The 20,147-nt window shown below is 57.2% G+C and carries 13 protein-coding genes; 9 read left to right on the top strand and 4 right to left on the bottom strand.

Annotated features, from left to right (window positions below; genetic code table 11):
* Positions 1 to 160: 160 nt before the first annotated feature.
* The 3 genes from bcsG to bcsE are packed head-to-tail and all read right to left on the bottom strand — an operon-like array spanning position 161 to position 3,586.
* The gene (bcsG, locus tag KW828_RS20405; RefSeq protein WP_218338077.1) at positions 161 to 1,840 is read right to left on the bottom strand and encodes a cellulose biosynthesis protein BcsG; all 1,680 of its coding nucleotides are present in this window, start codon (positions 1,838 to 1,840) and stop codon (positions 161 to 163) included.
* On the bottom strand, positions 1,833 to 2,030 hold the full coding sequence (gene bcsF / locus KW828_RS20400; RefSeq protein ID WP_088222348.1) for a cellulose biosynthesis protein BcsF: 198 nt from the start codon (positions 2,028 to 2,030) through the stop codon (positions 1,833 to 1,835). The genes bcsG and bcsF overlap by 8 nt, the downstream gene beginning before the upstream one ends.
* On the bottom strand, positions 2,027 to 3,586 hold the full coding sequence (bcsE, locus tag KW828_RS20395; protein WP_218338076.1) for a cellulose biosynthesis c-di-GMP-binding protein BcsE: 1,560 nt from the start codon (positions 3,584 to 3,586) through the stop codon (positions 2,027 to 2,029). Before bcsE ends, bcsF begins: the two co-directional genes overlap by 4 nt.
* Before the next feature lie 173 nt (positions 3,587 to 3,759).
* Here bcsE and bcsR point away from each other — a divergent pair, with 173 nt between their 5' ends.
* The 8 genes from bcsR (at position 3,760) to KW828_RS20355 (ending at position 18,064) form a co-directional block, all read left to right on the top strand.
* A complete protein-coding gene (gene bcsR, locus KW828_RS20390) occupies positions 3,760 to 3,948 on the top strand; it encodes a cellulose biosynthesis protein BcsR (protein ID WP_218338079.1) in 189 nt (62 codons plus the stop codon).
* 10 nt (positions 3,949 to 3,958) lie between these two features.
* Positions 3,959 to 4,726: a cellulose biosynthesis protein BcsQ gene (gene bcsQ, locus KW828_RS20385; RefSeq protein WP_218338075.1), complete on the top strand. Its 768-nt coding sequence runs from the start codon at positions 3,959 to 3,961 to the stop codon at positions 4,724 to 4,726.
* A complete protein-coding gene (gene bcsA, locus KW828_RS20380) occupies positions 4,723 to 7,326 on the top strand; it encodes a UDP-forming cellulose synthase catalytic subunit (RefSeq protein ID WP_218338074.1) in 2,604 nt (867 codons plus the stop codon). The genes bcsQ and bcsA overlap by 4 nt, the downstream gene beginning before the upstream one ends.
* Before the next feature lie 25 nt (positions 7,327 to 7,351).
* On the top strand, positions 7,352 to 9,760 hold the full coding sequence (bcsB, locus tag KW828_RS20375) for a cellulose biosynthesis cyclic di-GMP-binding regulatory protein BcsB (RefSeq protein WP_218338073.1): 2,409 nt from the start codon (positions 7,352 to 7,354) through the stop codon (positions 9,758 to 9,760).
* A 21-nt stretch (positions 9,761 to 9,781) separates the two neighbouring features.
* Positions 9,782 to 13,306, top strand: coding sequence for a cellulose synthase complex outer membrane protein BcsC (gene bcsC, locus KW828_RS20370; protein WP_218338072.1), 3,525 nt, complete (start codon positions 9,782 to 9,784; stop codon positions 13,304 to 13,306).
* A gap of 126 nt (positions 13,307 to 13,432) precedes the next feature.
* Entirely contained in the window at positions 13,433 to 14,941 is a 1,509-nt protein-coding gene (locus tag KW828_RS20365) for an EAL domain-containing protein (RefSeq protein ID WP_218338071.1), read from the top strand.
* Positions 14,942 to 15,098: 157 nt separating this feature from the next.
* Complete coding sequence (locus tag KW828_RS20360) at positions 15,099 to 16,385, top strand: dicarboxylate/amino acid:cation symporter (RefSeq protein ID WP_218338070.1); 1,287 nt, start codon at positions 15,099 to 15,101, stop codon at positions 16,383 to 16,385.
* Positions 16,386 to 16,570: 185 nt separating this feature from the next.
* Positions 16,571 to 18,064, top strand: coding sequence for a pitrilysin family protein (locus KW828_RS20355; protein ID WP_218338069.1), 1,494 nt, complete (start codon positions 16,571 to 16,573; stop codon positions 18,062 to 18,064).
* 68 nt (positions 18,065 to 18,132) lie between these two features.
* Here the strand turns inward: KW828_RS20355 and KW828_RS20350 are convergent, their stop codons facing one another.
* On the bottom strand, positions 18,133 to 19,062 hold the full coding sequence (locus tag KW828_RS20350; protein WP_218338068.1) for a sugar kinase: 930 nt from the start codon (positions 19,060 to 19,062) through the stop codon (positions 18,133 to 18,135).
* Between the two features lie 236 nt (positions 19,063 to 19,298).
* Between KW828_RS20350 and pdeH the strand changes: the two genes are divergently transcribed.
* Entirely contained in the window at positions 19,299 to 20,069 is a 771-nt protein-coding gene (gene pdeH / locus KW828_RS20345) for a cyclic-guanylate-specific phosphodiesterase (RefSeq protein ID WP_218338067.1), read from the top strand.
* Positions 20,070 to 20,147 lie beyond the last annotated feature (78 nt).

Below are 20,147 nucleotides of genomic sequence, written 5' to 3'. Positions count from 1 at the left end.
AAGGACGAGGAGAAAAATTTGTGGCAAACTGTCTGTAAAGGCACGATGAGGTCTCTTCTGTATTGTTAGCGCAACCAGTAGATCACACTTCATCGTGCCTTTCATTTTTCTGGGGATACCTCAGCCCTACGGGAGAGGGCCGGGGTGAGGGGAATTCTTATCACTGCGGATACGGTACCCAGTCGCCGCCGTTCAACCGCACGTACGGTTTATCCTGATACTGGATCACAATCGCGTTCGAGTTTTCCGATACCGGCGCCGTCTGCGGCAGATTGCTGGTCAGCTGATCCCAGTTCACGCTGTCTTCGACAAACAGTTTGCCGTCCACCGCCCGCACCACCAGTTCAGACACCGCCAGGAAGCTGCTCGGCTGATCGATGATCACCGGCGCACCCTGATGCGGAGCTTTCATACCGAAGAACTTAATACCGACCGGCACGTTAGTGATCGACGGGCTGGGAATGTCGCGCAGACCGGAAACCTGCATTTTATCCCCCTGCAATGCGCCGCCGTGTTCCGGGGCCAACACCACCATCACCTTACGACCTGATTTTTCCAGCTGCGTGAAAAACGCATCCAGCTCATCAAACAGCTTTTGCGCACGCACTTTGTAGTCAGCGGTTTTGCTGACGCCAGGGAAGTGGTTGCCATCGTGTAGCGGCAGCAGGTTGAAGTAGGTGGCGGTGCGCTGATTATTTTTGCCCTCTTCGGACTCCATCCAGCGGTTAAGCACGGCGGTATCGTCATAAACCGGCGAGCCGTCAAACGACAGCAGTGCGGTCGGCAGTCCGGCCTGATTCATCAGCGGAGCCTGCATGCCGCCGTTTTCGCGGACTTCTTTCAGGAAGCCGCCAAACACGCCGTTATGATCGAGCATAAACTGCGACGAGAAGCCAAGTTTCGCCAGGTTATCGAACAGATAGCAGTCGTTACCCGCCTGCTGATAGAGATTTTTATGCGATGGCTGACCGCAGCTGGCGCGCAGCAAACGAATGGCCGCCGGGCCGCTGTACGAGGTGGCGGAGTTAAAGTGCTTAAACTGAATATCGAAGTGCGACCACAGCGGATGCGACATCAGCCCGGCCGCTTCCACATCGGCCCAGGAGAGGGAACAGATGTTGATCACCAGCAGTTCAAACGGCTGAGCGTCTGCCGGCAGCGAGGCCGGGAAGCGCGTCTTACGTTTCTCTTCCGCCTGATAAAAACTGTTCAGCCAGGCATCCAGATTCGCCGTGGTGGGCGGTGCCGTCTGCGCAGGTATATCGCCGACGATCGGCTTGTCGCCCGCCGTGGCGACCGTTGCCGCCGCATTACCGCCGGTGGTGGTAACAGTGGTGGTCGGCTGACCGGCGGGCCATAGCGAGAAGACCGGGCCGGTAAGGGTTAACACGTTCAGCCAGATCATGATCGCCACCACGAACACCGTTACGCGGATCCACTGTGCGAGGAACAGCCAGGCCACCAGCAGCACGAAGATCGCGCCAAGCATCTGCCAGTTAATAAAGCGCGTTACCAGATCCAGCAGGTACTCCGTGCTAAATCCCGCTACCTGGCTGCCCTGGCTCATCATACTTTGCGGACCCGGCAGCCAGGTGTCGTGCCAGAACAAGGCGAAGCCGAGCGGAATGGCGATCCAGTGACGCAGGCGATGCAAACGTAAGTTTGGTAGCGGCATTAACAGGAACGCCATAAACACCAGGTTGAGCAACGGATGGAAATTAAGGTAGCCCGCCCATAACAGGCCGAACTTCACTAAAAAGTAGAAGTTCCAGCCGGAAAGCCCGCGCCAGTATTGCCACAGCGGCGACGGTGCAGAAGTCATAGAGTGTTGATTAGTCATGTTTTCGGTCTGCTTTGACGGTGGATGCCCGGCGTAACGTTCCGGCGGGTTTAACATATCGCGGTTTAACAAACATCAGGCGGAGTACGGTTCTGATGCGGCGCGACGAATGCCGCGCGGCGTAACCCAGGGGAAAGAAAATCAGCGCGCACAGCACCACTAACTGAATAATATCGCTGAGGGTCATCATGAGGTGTGCTCCGGCGCGTCATCAAGCAGGCGGTAAGGTTGCGGAATACGTCGCCAGCTGCGGCCATCGTGCTCCGCATTGAGGATCGGATTCGGGCCGTCGATAACCGGCAGCGGTTTAGACCACTTTTCGGGCTGCAATGTGCGCATGTTCACCAGCTCGGCGGCAATCTGGCTATCCTCAAACCACACCATGCGGTTGGAGAAAATATCAGCGATGGGCAGCGGGAAAATATGGTTTAGCGCGGTATCGAGATCGTTGACCCGGCAGAAGGATAAAAAGAGCACCAGCCGGTTATCGCCTATGGTCATGATGTCCCCGACGCGATTCGGGCGGCACAAGGTGAGCGCTTGTTCTAAGCGGATCCCCGGCACCGGGCGCAGCGCCACCAGCACCCCTTTACCATCCGGCGGCAGCAGGGTGTTCTGCATCATATTACCGACGGCATCGCAGAAAATGTCCCACGTCTGGAAGCCGCGCAGTTTCAGCGGCTGCGTCATGGTCAGCAGTGTGGTGATTTCTTCTGGCACGTAACGGTTAAACTGCTGGCCCTGCACGCTTTCAATCAGCGTCAGGCAGCGCGACAGGGGCGCATTCCATGGGATCACCATGTTTGCGCCGCAGCCTAATAAAAGCCGCTCATCGGTGGCGCGCAGGCTGGCGATATTTTCACGCACGATGATTTTCAGCGCACTCCCGCGCTGACGACGCAGGGAGTGGATCTGCCGCGCGAGGTTTTCAATCTGATTATTTTGCGTAAGCGAAAAAATGACCGTTGCGGCCTGGGTGGTGCGGGCTTCTTCAAACAGCGCTTCATTATTATCAAACAGCGACCAGTATTCAGAAAGCGGCGGCGCGCCTTCCAGTACGGCAACATTACTTAAAATACGTTTTTCGTCGCTGCGCGGCTGCACGGTGGCTTCTTCCTGACGGGCCAATTGCCAGCCGTCGCCCCGTGGTTCAAGAATAAGCTGCTGGCGCGCGCTGACGCCTTTTTCGTTACACCAGAACGCGATGTCATACAGGTGAATATCCTGCTGACTCCGCAGACTGGCAAGGCCATATAATGAGCGATATTCCGCCGTCAGAAAGGAAAACTGCTTATCATTATTGATTCCGGGGTTAACAATCAGCAGCGTGCAATTGTGGTATTTTACCCATCGATGAATATTCTCAAGCCATACGCGTAAATTATCATTGGATATATTTTTCCAGGCATTGCTGGAACACAGCAGGATAAATAAATGATGATGGGGATCGACTGAACAAAGTAAATCAGGGGCAAGCGAGTATAGACTATTTTCTTTTTCCGGCATAAAAAAGAGACGGATTTTTTCTGGCCCGTGATGCTCGTCCAGTTTGATGATATTTTTAGGTTCCTTACCCATGCTGATCACCGCAACCTTGCTTTCCACAGGCTGTGCGGCAATGGTTTGATTAATCAGCGTTACCGCGTCATCGTGCCGGTCAGCATTTATCCACCAGACCCCTCCGGCAGGCATATGGCGCAATTCATCCCACATGGACTGAATGCCAATAGAAAATATGGGGTCCATCGCGTCCCTCTTGTTCAAGATCGTCAGTTACCTCAGTTTACTAGCGAAAGCAAAGAAATAAACCTAACATTGAAATTAAAGCGCATCAGATTTAGCATGTGAACGCATTTTTTGCAGCGGGCAAGCGGATAAACGCTTTCCACCAGTTTTTTATTCAAAGCGATACGATAAAAATGAATAATAATGAAACCGTTAATTCGCAAGATTCGGCGTTGAACTATACCTGGCAGAATGATTTCCAGGCATTGAGCCGGGTGTTTTCATTGCCTGAAATAGACTACACCGATATTTCCCAACGGGAACAATTGGCGGCAGCGATTAAACGCTGGCCATTGCTCGCTGAATTCTCCCAACTGCCATAAGGAAGCCGGAATGGCCATTCTGGGATTACAGGGCATACGCGGCGGCGTGGGCACCACGTCGGTCACCGCGGCACTGGGCTGGTCATTGCACATGCTTGGGGAAGCTGTGCTGATCGTGGATGCCTGCCCGGATAACTTGCTGCGCCTGTCCTATAACGTCGATTTTACCCAGCCCGCGGGCTGGGCGCGGGCGTTACTGGACGGACAGGACTGGCGCGACGCCGGTCAGCGCTACACCTCGCAACTGGATCTGCTGCCGTTTGGTCAACTCACCGCAGGCGAAGCGGAAAACCAGCACCTGTTGCATGAAGCACTAAGCGGTATCGGGCCGATCCTGCAAAAGTTAAAAGCACAGAGCCATTATCAGTGGATCCTGGTGGATCTGCCCCACGGCCAGAACCCGCTGTCCCGCCTGATCCTTGAACAGTGCGACCAGACGATCGCTGTCGTTAAGCCAGACAGCAACTGTCATGTACGTTTACATCAGCAGGCGTTACCGGCAGGGGCGCATATTCTGATTAACGATCTGCGCATCGGCAGTCAGCTACAGGATGATTTGTATCAGGTATGGCTGCAAACCCAGCGCCGCCTGTTGCCAACGGTGATCCACCGCGATGAGGCGATGGCCGAATGCCTGGCCGCCAAGCAACCGCTGGGGGAATATCGCATGGACTCGCTGGCCGCCGAAGAGATCATGACGCTGGCGAACTGGTGTCTGCTGCATGCGGCAACGCCGACGTCTGATACACCCGCTCCGGCAGGCGGGAACGAGCTATGAGCCGCCTTTCTGCCTGGCTTTTGATCCCCCCGGTCAGCGAACGCCTCGGCGCACGTTACCAGCTTTATCGCAGCCACGGCGCGCCGGCGTTCAGCGCCGCCCTGGGCTGCCTGTGGGCGATCCTCGCCTGGCTTTTTCTGCCCCTTGAACACCCGCGCTGGCAGGCGATCCGCGAGCGTCACCGTGAGCTCTATCCGCATATTCGTTCCGAACGCCCGCGTCCCCTCGATCCGCTTCGCTACCTGCTGCAAACCCTGTGGCTGCTGATCACCCCCACACCGCGCCCGGATGACGGCCCGCGTAAACGCCGCCGTTCCGGTATTTCGCACTTTATGGCTCGTTACCATGCCTGGCTCGACGCGCTGCCGCAGCGGTTTAGCACGAGGACCGGCCATCTGGATCACCAGAAAGAGCTGGGGCATCTGCATCCGCGGCTGCGGCGTATTATTCTCGGCGTGATTGTGGTGTTTTCTTCTCTGCTGGCGCTGCTGTGTATTACTCAGCCGTTTAATCCGATGTCGCAGTTTATCTTCCTGATCCTGCTGTGGGCGGTGGCGATGATGGTGCGGCGCATTCCGGGACGCTTCTCGGCGCTGATGCTCATCGTGCTGTCACTCACCGTCTCCTGTCGTTACATCTGGTGGCGCTACACCTCCACCCTTAACTGGAACGATCCGGTCAGTCTGGTCTGCGGTCTAATCCTGCTTATTGCAGAAACCTACGCCTGGGTGGTGCTGGTGCTCGGTTATTTCCAGGTGGTGTGGCCGCTAAACCGCCAGCCGGTGCCGCTGCCAAAAGATATGTCCCAGTGGCCGACCGTTGATATTTTCGTACCGACTTATAACGAAGATTTGAACGTGGTGAAAAACACCATTTATGCCTCGCTGGGTATCGACTGGCCGAAAGATAAACTGACCATCTGGATCCTTGATGACGGCGGGCGCGAAACCTTCCGCCAGTTTGCCGAGACGGTAGGGGTGAAATACATCGCCCGTACCACCCATGAGCACGCCAAAGCCGGGAACATCAACAATGCCCTGAAATACGCGAAGGGCGAGTTTGTGTCGATTTTCGACTGCGACCACGTACCCACGCGCTCGTTTTTGCAGATGACCATGGGCTGGTTCCTGAAAGAAAAGGAACTGGCGATGATGCAGACGCCGCACCACTTCTTCTCGCCGGATCCCTTTGAGCGCAACCTGGGTCGCTTCCGCAAAACCCCGAACGAAGGCACGCTGTTTTACGGGCTGGTGCAGGACGGTAACGACATGTGGGACGCGACCTTTTTCTGCGGCTCCTGCGCGGTGATCCGTCGCGCGCCGCTCGATGAGATTGGCGGCATTGCGGTGGAAACGGTGACGGAAGATGCGCACACCTCGCTGCGTCTGCACCGCCTTGGCTACAGCTCGGCCTATATGCGTATTCCCCAGGCGGCGGGGCTGGCGACGGAAAGCCTGTCGGCGCACATCGGGCAGCGTATCCGCTGGGCGCGCGGTATGGTGCAGATCTTCCGCCTTGATAACCCGCTGTTCGGTAAGGGACTCAAGCTCCCGCAACGGCTCTGTTATGTGAACGCCATGTTCCACTTCTTGTCCGGTATTCCGCGACTGGTGTTCCTGACTGCGCCGCTGGCGTTTCTGCTGCTTCACGCCTATATCATTTACGCCCCGGCGCTGATGATTGCGCTGTTTGTGGTGCCGCACATGATCCACGCCAGCCTGACCAACTCCAAAATTCAGGGCAAATACCGGCACTCGTTCTGGAGTGAAATTTATGAAACGGTGCTGGCCTGGTATATCGCGCCGCCCACCATGGTCGCCCTGTTCGCGCCACATAAAGGGAAATTTAACGTGACCGCCAAGGGGGGACTGGTGGAGGAGGAGTACGTCGACTGGGTGATCTCCCGACCGTACATATTCCTCGTACTGCTGAATATTTTTGGCGTGATGGTGGGGGTCTGGCGCTATTTCTATGGGCCGGAGAACGAAATTCTTACTGTTTTCGTCAGTATCGTCTGGGTGTTCTATAACCTGGTGGTGCTCGGCGGGGCGGTAGCGGTGTCGGTCGAGAGCAAACAGCTGCGCCGCGCCCACCGGGTTGAAATCTCCATGCCAGCGGCCATTGCCCGCGAAGACGGCCATCTTTTCTCCTGCACCGTACATGACTTCTCGGATGGCGGGCTGGGGATCAAAATTAACGGCCAGGCGCAGGTGCTGGAAGGGCAGAAGGTGAACCTGCTGCTCAAACGCGGTCAGCAGGAATATGCCTTCCCGGCGCAGGTAGTGCGCGTTTCAGGCAACGAAATCGGCCTGCAACTGATGCCGCTAACCACCCGTCAACATATTGATTTTGTTCAGTGTACTTTTGCCCGCGCCGATACCTGGGCACTCTGGCAGGACAGCTTCCCGGAAGATAAACCGATGGAAAGTTTGATGGATATTCTCAAGTTAGGTTTCCGTGGCTATCGCCACCTTGCAGAATTTGCACCTTCGTCCGTAAAAATGATTTTCCGGTCCCTCACTTCACTGGTTTCCTGGATTGTGTCGTTCGTTCCGCGCCGCCCCGAGCGGGACGTGGTAATACCGCAACCGGGTTCGTGACAGGCTCAACAATGATGATAATGCGATGAAAAGAAAACTTTCCTGGATGTGCGCAGTGGTAGTGGGATTAAGTGCATTCCCGTATGCGATGACCTCGGCGGCGCCCGCCAGTCCGGCAGCAACGGCAGCGCCCGTGGTGCCGACGGTGACGCCAGCAACAGAAGGGGCCGCCACGCCTGCGCCGACGCAGCCGGAATCGATGATCCCGGAGACGCCGGTTGAAGCGCAGACCACGCCAGTGGGGCAGGTGATGCCCGGCGTGAATGGCGCGAATGCGCCGATCGTGGCGGATAATGCGCCTACCCGCGACGTCACCCTGACGTTCGCCCAGATCGCCCCGCCGCCGGGCAGCATGATCTTGCGCGGTGTGAATCCGGATAGTGGGGTTGAATTCGGTATGCGCAGCGATGAGGTCGTGTCAAAAGCGCTGCTGAATCTGGAATATACGCCGTCGCCTTCACTGCTGCCCGTGCAGTCGCAGCTTAAGGTCTATCTGAACGACGAACTGATGGGCGTTCTGCCCGTCACCAAAGAGCAATTGGGTAAAAAAACGCAGGCGCAAGTCGCCATCGATCCGCTTTACATCACCGATTTCAACCGTGTGCGGCTGGAATTCGTCGGGCATTACCGCGACGTCTGTGAAAACCCGGCCAGCAGCACCCTGTGGATGGACATCGGACGCAACAGCTCGCTGGCGCTCACCTATCAAAAACTGACGCTGAAAAACGATCTGTCGAATTTCCCGTTACCCTTCTTCGATCCGCGCGATAACCGTCCGCTGAACCTGCCGATGGTCTTCGCCGGTGCGCCAGCGCTGGCGCAGCAACAGGCGGCAAGCATTGTGGCGTCGTGGTTTGGCTCGCGGACCGGCTGGCGCGGTCAGCAGTTCCCGGTGTCGTATGATGCGCTGCCGGACAGGAATGCCATTGTCTTTGCCACTAACGACAAACGCCCGGCGTTCCTGCGTGATGTGCCGCCCGTCACGGCACCGACCGTGATGATGATGGACCACCCGACTAACCCGTTTATGAAAGTGCTGGTGGTGTTCGGACGCGATGACAAAGACATCCTGCAGGCGGCGAAGGGCATTGCTCAGGGCAATCTGCTGTTCCGCGGCGATCGCGTGGTGGTGGATGACGTGAAACCGTTGCTGGCGCGTAAACCTTACGATGCGCCAAACTGGGTGCGCACCGACCGGGCGATCTCCTTTGGCGAGCTGAAAACCTATGAGGAGCAGTTGCAGTCCACCGGCTTACAGCCTGCGTCCATTAATGTCGCGATGAGTCTGCCGCCAGATCTCTATCTGCTGCGCAGCAGCGGCATTGATATGAACCTCAATTACCGCTATACCGCGCCGCCGACCAAAGACAGCTCGCGCATGGACATCAGCCTGAATAATCAGTTCCTGCAATCCTTCAGCCTGACCAGCAGCCAGGACTCAAACCGTCTGCTGTTGCGCCTGCCGGTATTGCAGGGTCTGCTGGACGGTAAAACCGAAGTGACAATCCCGGCGCTGAAACTCGGTGCGCTCAACCAGCTGCGCTTCGATTTCCAGTACATGAACCCGATGCCGGGCGGCACTATCGACAACTGTATTACCTTCCAGCCGGTGCAAAACCGCGTGGTGATCGGCGACGACTCGACGATTGATTTCTCGAAGTATTATCACTTTATGGCCATGCCGGATCTGCGCGCCTTTGCCAATGCGGGCTTCCCGTTCAGCCGGATGGCGGATCTCTCTGAGACGCTGGTGGTGCTGCCCGCGCAGCCGACTCCAGGCCAGCTCACCACGCTGCTGGATTCGATGGGCGGCATCGGCGCGCAAACCGGCTTGCCGGCGGTAAATGTCACCCTGACCAACGATGGCAGCCAGCTGGCCAATAAAGATGCAGACATCCTGATTATTGGCACCTTGCCGGAAAAACTGAAAAACGATGAGCGCATCGATCTGCTGGTACAGGCGACGCAAAGCTGGGTGAAAACGCCGCAGCGGCAGACAACGTTCCCGGCCATTATGCCGGACGTCAACGATCGTCAGGCCGATACGCAGACCGCGGTCAGCTCCAGCGGTCCGATGGCGGCGATTATCGGCTTCCAGTCGCCCTATAACGAGCAGCGCAGTGTGATTGCGCTGCTGGCCGACAGCCCGCGTGGTTACAGCCTGCTCAACGAGGCGATGAACGACACCGGCAAGCGCGCTGCGATGTATGGCTCGGTCACGGTGATCCGCGAATCGGGCGTCAATGGCCTGCGGGTTGGTGATATTTATTATGTCGGTCATCTGCCGTGGTTTGAGCGCATCTGGTATGCACTCTCTAACCATCCGATCCTGCTGGCGGTGCTGGCAGCGGTGAGCGTTGTCCTGCTGGCCTGGGTGCTGTGGCGTCTGCTGCGCATCATTAGCCGTCGTCGTCTTGACGGCGACCATGAATAAATTGCGATACCGGGGTCCGTCATGCGCAGGTTAACGCTACGTTTTATTGCTTTATCGCTCGGCTTCTCGGTGATGCCGAACCTGCATGCCGCGTCGGGCGCGGAGCAGCAACTGCTGAATCAGGTGCGGCTGGGCGAAGCGACAAAACGGGACGATCTGGTGCGCCAGTCGCTGCACCGGCTGGAGCTTATCGATCCGGCGAACCCGGACGTTATTGCCGCGCGCTTTCGCTATTTGCTGCGCCAGGGCGATACCGCGGGGGCGCAAAAGCAGCTCGACAGACTTCAGCAACTGGCGCCGGACTCCAGCGCGTTGCGCGACTCCCGCGGCGTCATGACGCTCTCCACCCCGGAGGGGCGTCAGGCATTGCAGGAAGCGCGTTTGCAGGGCACCACCGGCCATACGCAGGAGGCGATTGCCGCGTACGACAAACTGTTTAACGGCAATCCGCCTCCCGGCGAGATCGCGCGGGAATACTGGGTGCAGGTGGCAAAAATCCCGGCCCGCCGCAATGAAGCTATCAATCAGCTCAAAGCCCTGAATGCCCGCCGTCCAGGCGATGGCGAGCTGCAAAATGCCCTCGCGCAATTGCTGTTTGCCAGCGACCGCCCGGATGAAGGCTATGCGGTCCTTCAGCAGATGGCGAAATCTGGCACCAACCGCGATGCTGCGGCAGCCATCTGGTACCAGCAAATCAAAGATCTGCCCGTCAGTGACGCCAGCGTGCAGGCGCTGCAACGCTTCCTCGCGCAGTTCAGCGAGGGTGATAACGTCGAGATGGCGCGCCAGCAACTGGCCGAACAGCAACAGAAGCTGGCGGATCCGGCGTTTCGTGCCCGTTCACAGGGGCTGGCGGCGGTGGACGCCGGGCAGGGCAGCAATGCCATTAGCGCGCTGCAACAGGCAGTCAGCGCCGACGAGCGTGACGGCGAAGCCATTGGCGCGCTCGGTCAGGCTTATTCCCAGAAAGGCGATCGCGCCCGCGCGGTGGAACACTTGCAAAAAGCCATTGCGCTGGCTCCGCAAAGCAGCAACCGCAGTAAATGGGACAGTCTGTTGCAGACCAACCGCTACTGGTTGCTGATCCAGCAGGGCGACGCGGCGCTGAAAGCCAACAATCCCGCCGCGGCGACTCGCTTCTATCAGCAGGCGCAGCAGGTGGATAACACCGACAGCTACGCGGTGCTGGGGCTGGGTGATGCGGCGCTGGCACGTAAAGAAAGCGACAACGCCGAACGCTATTATCGGCAGGCGCTGCGCATGGACAGCGAGAACAGCAATGCGGTGCGCGGGCTGGCGAACCTTTATCGGGCGCAGTCACCTGAGCGAGCGCAGGCATTTATTCAGACGCTCAATACCCGCCAGCGGCGCAGCATTGATGACATTGAACGCAGCATGACGGGCGACCGTCTGGCGCAGCAGGCGGAAGCGCTGGAAAATCGTGGCGAGTGGGCGCAGGCCGCTGACGTACAGCGCCAGCGTCTGGCGCTGGATGCGGGCAGCGTGTGGATCACTTACCGGCTGGCGAGCGATTTGCGTAACGCCGGGCAACGCGCCCAGGGCGACGCGCAGATGCGCGATCTGGCCGCGCAAAAGCCGAACGACGTCGAACAGGTTTATGCGTATGGCCTGTACTTGTCCGGCAATGACGATCAGGGCCTGGCGGCGCTGGCGCATCTCAATACGCTGCCAAAAAGTCAGTGGACGCCCTCTATTCAGGCGCTGGCAGAGCGCCTGCAACGCAATCAACTGCTGGCCCGCGCGAATCAGCTGCGCGACAGCGGCAATGAACCCGCGGCAATGGCGTTGCTGAAGGCGCAGCCCGCGTCCGCGTCCCTTGATTTAACCCTTGCCGACTGGGCGCAGCAGCGCGGCGACTACCCTGCCGCCAGCGCCCTGTATAACGCCGTGCTGGCAAAAGAACCGAATAATCTGGATGCCCGTCTGAGCCTGGCGGAAGTGGCGCTGGCGCAGCGCAACCCGATGGAAGCACGGGCGCAGCTGGCGAAAATCACCCCTGACGCCGCGCAGCCATTATCGATGAATACCGAGCGGCGCAGGGCGCTGGTGCAGGCGCAGCTGGGCGATACCGTCCAGGCGCAGCAGACCTTCGCCCGGCTGGTACCGCAGGCCAAATCGCAGCCGCCGTCGCAGGACAGTGCGCTGGTACTGCGCGATGCCGCGCGGCTTTCGCAGGCCGCGGGTGAACCGCAGCAGGCGCTGGAAGGCTATAAAGACGCGATGGTGGCGGCCGGTATCACGCCGGTGCGACCGCAGGATAACGACGCCTTTACGCAGCTTACGCGCAGCGATGAGAAAGATGACTGGCTCAGGCGCGGTGTGCGCAGCGATGCAGCAGAGTTGTATCGCCAGCAGGACGTGAACGTCACTCTGAGCCATGATTACGGCCGCTCGGATGGGACGGGGGGTTACTCCGATCTCAAAATGCATACCACCATGTTGCAGGCCGATGCCCCGCTGGCCGACGGGCGGATGTTCTTCCGCACCGATAGGGTGAATATGGATGCCGGGACGTTCAGCCGGAATAAGAACGGAAATTACGACCCAAACTGGGGAACCTGTGGGCAGTTGGGCTGTGACAGTATCGATAACAATCAGCGTGATAATGGCACCAGCGTGGCTGTCGGCTGGCGTAACGATACCTGGAATATGGATATTGGCACTACGCCGATGGGGTTTGAGGTCGTTGATGTGGTGGGTGGACTCAGTTACAGCAACGACCTGGGGCCTGTAGGTTATACGCTAAATCTGCATCGCCGCGCGATTTCCAGCTCGTTGCTGGCGTTTGGCGGCCAGAAGGACGCCAAAGGTTATCAGTACGATCCGGACGATAGTGATAATAATCGTGGCGGTACGGGGAAAACCTGGGGTGGCGTGCGGGCCAGCGGCGGCGGTGTGAGCATGAGTTACGATCGCGGCGAAGCGCACGGTGTCTGGGCGAGTCTGAATGCAGACACGCTCACCGGCAAAAACGTGGCAGATAACTGGCGTGTGCGCTGGATGACGGGCTATTACTACAAGCTTATCAATAAAAACGACGAGCGTATGACCGTCGGCCTGAACAATATGATCTGGCACTACGACAAAGATCTGAGTGGCTATTCACTTGGTCAGGGCGGCTATTACAGCCCGCAGGAGTATGTCTCTTTTGCGGTGCCGGTAACCTGGCGTAAGCGTACGGAAAACTGGTCGTGGGAGTTGGGCGGTTCTGGGTCCTGGTCACATTCCCGTACCCAAAAGCAAATCACGTACCCGGTGCTAAACATTATCCCGGATGTTTATCGTACGGTTGCCAGCGAACAAAGCGCAGCGGGCGGCAGCAGTCGGGGCTTCGGTTACACCGCCCATGCGCTGGTTGAACGGCGTATCTCATCGAAATGGTCAATAGGCGCAGGTATTGATATTCAGCAGGCGAAAGATTATACCCCCAGTCACGGGATGATTTTTGTTCGCTACTCCGATACGGGCTGGCAGGGCGATATGGATATGCCGCCACAGCCGCTGATGCCTTACGCTGACTGGTAACGGGAATGTAAAATTATCTTATATCCCCCGGACAGTCTCTTAATGACGCCGCGATAGGGTATACTCTGGCGGCGGTAAGGTAACAGCTGGTTACTTTTCGTGTTAAGAGTATTCCGGAGAAACAATTTGCGCGTCAGCCGTTCATTAACCATTAAACAAATGGCGATGGTGTCAGCCGTCTCTATGCTTTTTGTATTCATTTTTTGCGTTATTTTGCTCTTTCATTTTGTGCAGCAAAACCGCTATAACACAGCCACGCAACTGGAAAGCATTGCCCGCTCGGTGCGCGAGCCACTCTCCTCCGCCATCCTGAAAGGCGATATTGTTGACGCAGAAACCATCCTGAAAGGTATTCAGCCGGCGGGCGTGGTCAGCCGTGCCGATGTCGTGCTGCCCAACCAGTTCCAGGCGCTGCGCATGCGCTTTATTCCTGAACGTCCGGTGCCGGTAACTATTACCCGGCTGTTTGAACTGCCGGTGCAGATCTCACTGCCCATCTACTCTTTGCAACGTCCGGCTAACCCGCAGCCGCTGGCGTATCTGGTATTACAGGCGGATTCGTACCGCATGTATAAATTCGTGATGAGTACGCTGTCGACGTTAGTGACGGCTTACTTACTGCTTACGCTGATGATCACCGTGGCGATCACCTGGTGTATCAACCGCCTGATTGTGCACCCGCTGCGCCGCATTGCGCGTGAACTGAACGATCTACCGCAGCATGAACAGCCGGGGCATCAGCTCGCGCTACCGCGCCATCACCATGATGATGAAATTGGCATGCTGGTACGCAGCTATAACCGTCATCAACAACTGGCACTGCCGCAACACGACGAGGCGAACCGTCCGGGAGCCGGATCGGCCCATAAGGCGATACTCGCCGCGCTGGATAATCATCAGTACACCATCTGGCTGCAACCGCAGGTTGAGCTGGCCACCGGTGGCCTGCAGGGTGCCGAAGCGCTGCTGCGCGTACGCCAGCCGGACGGCAGCTGGACGTTGCCGGAAGGGCTGATTGAACGCATCGAAAATGCCGGTCTGATGGTGACCGTGGGTTACCGGGTGCTGGAGGCGGCCTGTCGTCAGCTGGCCACCTGGCAGGCGCGCGGCATTACGCTGCCGCTGTCGGTGAACCTTTCAGCGCTGCAACTGATGCATCATGCGATGGTGCCGGATCTGCTGGCGCTGCTGAACCGCTATCGTATTGCGCCGGGTACGCTGATCCTTGAAGTGACCGAAAGTCGTCGCATTGACGATCCCCAGACGGCGGTGGACATTCTGCGCCCGCTGCGTAACGCCGGGGTGCGTATCGCGCTGGATGATTTTGGTATGGGGTATGCAGGCCTGCGCCAGCTACACCATATGAAATCGCTGCCGGTGGATCTGCTGAAGGTGGATAAAACCTTTGTCGACGGCCTGCCGGACGATAGCAGCATGGTATCAGCGATTATCCATATGGCGCGCAGCCTTGACCTTGGCATCATTGCCGAAGGCGTGGAAACCGACGCCCAGCGCGAGTGGCTTGCCGCGGCGGGTGTCAGTATGGCGCAGGGATTTTTATTCGCCCCTGCCATGTCGCCGGAGGCGTTTGAAGCCCGTTATTTTGCCGCCTCGCCGGAAGACGACAAGGAATAGTCTGTTTTACGCTTGTGCGAGTCAGTTCAAAGTTCTTAACAATGTTGTTTCAAATTTGAAGTAAATTTATTTCTGTCATGTTTATCGGGTGTTATTTTAAAGCCGCAGGCAAACCTAAACCCTACAAGGCCTGTGGTTTTTACTTCAAGGACACCCTATGAAAACCTCACTGTTTAAAAGCCTCTATTTTCAGGTCCTGACCGCTATTGCCATCGGTATTTTGCTCGGCCATTTCTGGCCGGACATTGGCGCACAAATGAAACCCTTTGGCGATGCTTTCGTAAAACTCATCAAAATGATCATCGCCCCCGTCATCTTCTGTACGGTGGTGACGGGTATCGCTGGCATGGAAAGCATGAAGGCGGTAGGGCGTACCGGTGCGGTGGCGCTGCTCTATTTCGAAGTGGTCAGCACCATCGCGCTGATTATCGGCCTGATTATCGTTAACGTGGTACAGCCTGGCGCGGGCATGAACGTCGATCCGGCGTCGCTTGATGCTAAAGCGGTGGCGGTTTATGCCGAACAGGCGCAACAGCAGGGCATTATTCCTTTCCTGCTTGATGTCATCCCCGGTAGCGTCATCGGCGCGTTCGCCAGCGGCAATATCCTCCAGGTCCTGCTGTTTGCCGTGCTGTTTGGTTTTGCGCTGCATCGCCTGGGACACAAAGGCCAGCTGATTTTTAACGTTATCGAAAGCTTCTCGCAGGTCATTTTCGGCATCATCAATATGATCATGCGTCTGGCACCCATTGGCGCATTCGGCGCGATGGCCTTTACCATCGGTAAATATGGTGTCGGTTCGCTGGTGCAACTGGGGCAGCTCATCGCCTGCTTCTACATCACCTGTATTCTGTTTGTGGTCGTGGTGCTGGGATCCATCGCCCGCGCTGCCGGCTTTAACATTTTCAAATTTATCCGTTATATCCGCGAAGAACTGCTGATCGTGCTCGGCACGTCGTCGTCAGAATCCGTGCTGCCGCGCATGCTTGATAAGATGGAAAAGCTGGGCTGCAAAAAGTCGGTGGTGGGGCTGGTTATCCCGACGGGCTATTCCTTTAACCTCGACGGTACCTCTATTTATCTGACGATGGCGGCGGTGTTTATCGCCCAGGCAACCAACAGCCATATGGATATTTTCCATCAGATCACCCTGTTGGTGGTGCTGCTGCTGTCGTCGAAGGGCGCGGCAGGGGTCACGGGCAGCGGATTTATCGTGCTGGCGGCGACCATTTCGGCAGTCGGACATTTACCGGTAGCCGGTCTGGCGCTGATCCTCGGCATCGACCGCTTTATGTCGGAAGCCCGTGCGCTGACCAACCTGGTGGGTAACGGTGTTGCCACTGTGGTAGTGGCAAAATGGGTTAAACAACTCGATGAAAAACAACTGACGAACGTGCTCAATAAGCGTGCGCCAGATGGCAAAACTCAAGAAATCTCCTCATAATTTCGCCACTTAGACCCGTCGTCCCTTGTGGTGCGGCGGGCACCTGCGCATAATTACCCAAAATTTCACTTCCCGACGTGACGTTTCGCTTTTTACGCTGTCTAACACGAAGTGTTTGTCGTCATCTCTTAGACTGCCCGGCAATGGGGCGGTCATTTAACCAGGAATGTTGATCAGGGGTTCACATGCAGGGCACAAAAATTCGACTCTTCACTGGCGGCTTGCTGATGATGGTTGCCGCCGGTCATGTGCAGGCGGATGCGCTCCAGCCCGACCCGGCCTGGCAACAGGGAACGCTGGCGAATGGTTTTCAGTGGCAGGTGTTGTCCACCCCACAGCGCCCCAGCGATCGTGTCGAAATTCGCCTGTTAATTAATACCGGCTCGCTCACCGAAAGTACCCAGCAGAGCGGGTTTAGCCATGTTATTCCCCGTATTGCGCTGACGCACAGCGGCGGCCTTGAGCCTGCCCAGGCGCGTTCGCTGTGGCAGCAGGGCATCGATCCGAAACGCCCGCTCCCGCCCGCCGTGGTCTCCTACGAATACACGCTGTTTAATCTGAGTCTGCCCAATAACCGTAACGACCTGCTGAAAGAGTCGCTGGCGTATCTGGCTGATACCGCAGGCAAGCTGACCATCACCCCGGAAACCGTCAACCATGCGCTGGCGAATCAGGATATGGTGGCGACCTGGCCGCTGGATACCAAAGACAGCTGGTGGCGCTACCGTCTGAAAGGCTCGTCCCTGCTGGGCCACGATCCTGCTGATGTGCTAAAACAGCCAGTGGATGCCGAACAGGTGAAGTCGTTCTATCAGAAATGGTACACCCCGGATGCCATGACGCTGATCGTGGTGGGCAATATCGACAGCCGCACCGTTTCGGAACAGATCGGCAAAACCTTCGGTGAGCTGAAGGGTAAACGCAGCACGCCAGCACCGGTACCGACGTTATCGCCACTGCCGCGAGAATCTGTAAGTATTATGAGTGACGCGGTACGCCAGGATCGGCTCTCTATTATGTGGGACACCGCCTGGCAGCCCATCCGCGAATCCTCTGCTCTGTTACGCTACTGGCGCGCCGATTTAGCCCGCGAAGCGCTGTTCTGGCATGTGCAGCAGACGCTGAGTAAAAACAACGCCAAAGAGATTGGCCTCGGTTTTGACTGCCGGGTGCTTTTCCAGCGCGCCCAGTGCGCCATCAACGTTGAATCCCCGAATGACAAGCTGAACAGTAACCTCGGCACCATCGCGCGTGAGCTGGCGAAAGTGCGGGATAACGGTCTGTCGGCAGAAGAGTTCAATGCGCTGGTCGCGCAAAAGAATCTGGAGCTACAAAAACTGTTTGCCACTTACGCCCGCACCGATACCGACGTGCTGATCGGCCAGCGGATGCGTTCGCTGCAAAATCAGGTGGTGGATATTGCGCCGGAGCAGTATCAGAAGCTGCGTCAGGATTTCCTGAACAGCCTGACGCTGGAGATGCTGAATCAGGATCTGCGCCAGCAGCTGTCACAGGAAATGGCGCTGGTATTGCTACAGCCGAAGGGTGAGCAGGAGGTCAACATGAAGGATCTGCAGGCCACCTGGGAAAACATTATGTTGCCCGCCACGCATGCGCCCGTCCCGGTGAATGATGATGTGCATCAGGACGTGTCAGATATTCCCCCGGCCCAGCGCTAGAACCAGGCGTTTTCCCTCACCCTAACCCTTTCCCAGTGGGAGAGGGCCGGAGTGAGGGGATGTTATTTTTACTGCGGCATCGCCTCGCGGGGAATAATCGCCCCGCGATACTGGATCACCGTACTGGCCGTCAGATGCCCGCGTTTTGCCGCCGCTTCTGCATCGCCACCGGTCAGACGCACCGCCAGATAGCCTGCGCTGAAGGAATCGCCCGCCGCGGTGGTATCGATCACCTTCTCTTTCGGCAGTTTCACCGCCGGTACGTCAATCACCGCTTCACCGGCAACCGACACCAGGCATGATTCTGCGCCACGTTTGACCACCACTTCTGTCACACCCGCCGCATGGGTACGGGCGATCACGTCTTCCACCGGCTGCTGGCCCCACAGGGCGTCTTCATCATCCAGCGTCAGGAACGCGATGTCGGTGCATTCCAGCATCTGCTGATATACCTGCTGCGTCTCTTCTTTGCTGGCCCACAGGCGCGGACGGTAGTTGTTGTCGAAAATCACCTTGCCGCCATTGGCGCGGCATTCACGCAGCAACGACAGCAGTTTGTCACGGCTGGCAGGGCTTAAAATCGCAAGGCTGATGCCGCTCAGATACAGGTAATCGAACGTCGCCAGCTCTTCACAGATGGCGGCAGACTGTTCGCTTTCCAGCCAGAATTTTGCCGCCGCTTCGTTACGCCAGTAATAGAAGGTGCGCTCGCCGGTGCTGTCAGTTTCGATGTAGTACAGCCCCGGCAGGCGGTTTTCCATGCGCTGCGTCAGGCCCGTATCCACGTTCTCACTCTGCCAGGCGTCCAGCATCTGCTGGCTGAAATTATCCGTGCCGAGCGCGGTGACGTAGTGCACCGTCAGAGCCTCAGGTTCGACCTGGCGAGCGATATACACGGAGGTGTTTAAGGTATCGCCACCAAAGCCACGGTTAACCTCGGAGCCTTTTTGTGACAGTTCAATCATGCATTCGCCAATGACGGCAATTTTCCTGGACATAGTCGTAACCTGAATCGGGATGATGGACAGTAGTTTGCGTTGTGGGTGTTTCGTGGTCAATCATATTAAAACAACGTTCCATAATTTTTTTGAGCTGGCGCGTATTCCGTGCAGATTCTGCATTCAGTTTTTCCACATTGCCTTTTAAGTGAACATAAAGTTCTGTGGCTGCCCGCCGATAACTCAATGACGAGTTCCGACAGGCCACTCACTCATTTCAACAGGGCAGACTGATAATGAAGTTAAAGCAGGTTATCCAGCAGCTAAACATTCCGGAGGCAAGCGTTGAAAGCTTGCAGGAGCGACGGTACTGGTTGCAGTGCGAACGTGCTTATACCTATCAGCCCATCTACAAAACTGACGGCCATCTGATGGCGATTGAGGTCCTGACTATCGTCACGCACCCGTCCGATCCCGGCCAGCGCATTGCGCCGGATCGCTACTTCGCGGAAGTGGCGGTGCGTCAGCGTGTTGACGTGGTTGAAGAGCAGGTCAGACTGCTGGCCCGGCAGCATGATTTTTTTATGCAGCACGGCATCCTGGCGTCAGTGAACGTCGATGGGCCGACGCTGCTGGCCATGCGCCAGTATCAACCGCTGATCGAGCTGATTAATACCCTGCCGTGGCTGCGCTTCGAGCTGGTGGAGCACATCCGCCTGCCGGATGATGTCTCTTTTGCCGCCATTTGTGAGATTGGCCCGCTGTGGCTGGATGATTTTGGCACCGGCATGGCGAACTTCTCGGCGCTGAGCGAAGTGCGTTACGACTACATTAAAGTCGCCCGCGATCTGTTTATCATGCTGCGTCAGACCCCGGAAGGCCGCAATCTGTTCACCCAACTGCTGCACCTGATGAACCACTATTGTCAGGGTGTGATTGTGGAAGGCGTTGAAACGCTGGAAGAGTGGCGCGACGTACAGGCTTCGCCTGCCGCAGCCGCACAGGGTTACTTCCTCTCCCGTCCGGTTCCGCTGGAAAATCTTGACCGTGTGATCCTGTCGCTGTAAATCCTGGCGGTAATATCTGCCTGATTACGCAGTCATTCTGCCCTTTTTGTCAGTCTCAGCTATCTTTATGACAGGCAG

Origin of the sequence: Enterobacter sp. ENT03 (assembly GCF_019218745.1) — a bacterium.
Classification (GTDB): domain Bacteria; phylum Pseudomonadota; class Gammaproteobacteria; order Enterobacterales; family Enterobacteriaceae; genus Enterobacter_D.
The sequence above is the reverse complement of the archived record's forward strand: the minus strand, read 5'-3'. Positions and strand labels throughout refer to the sequence as shown.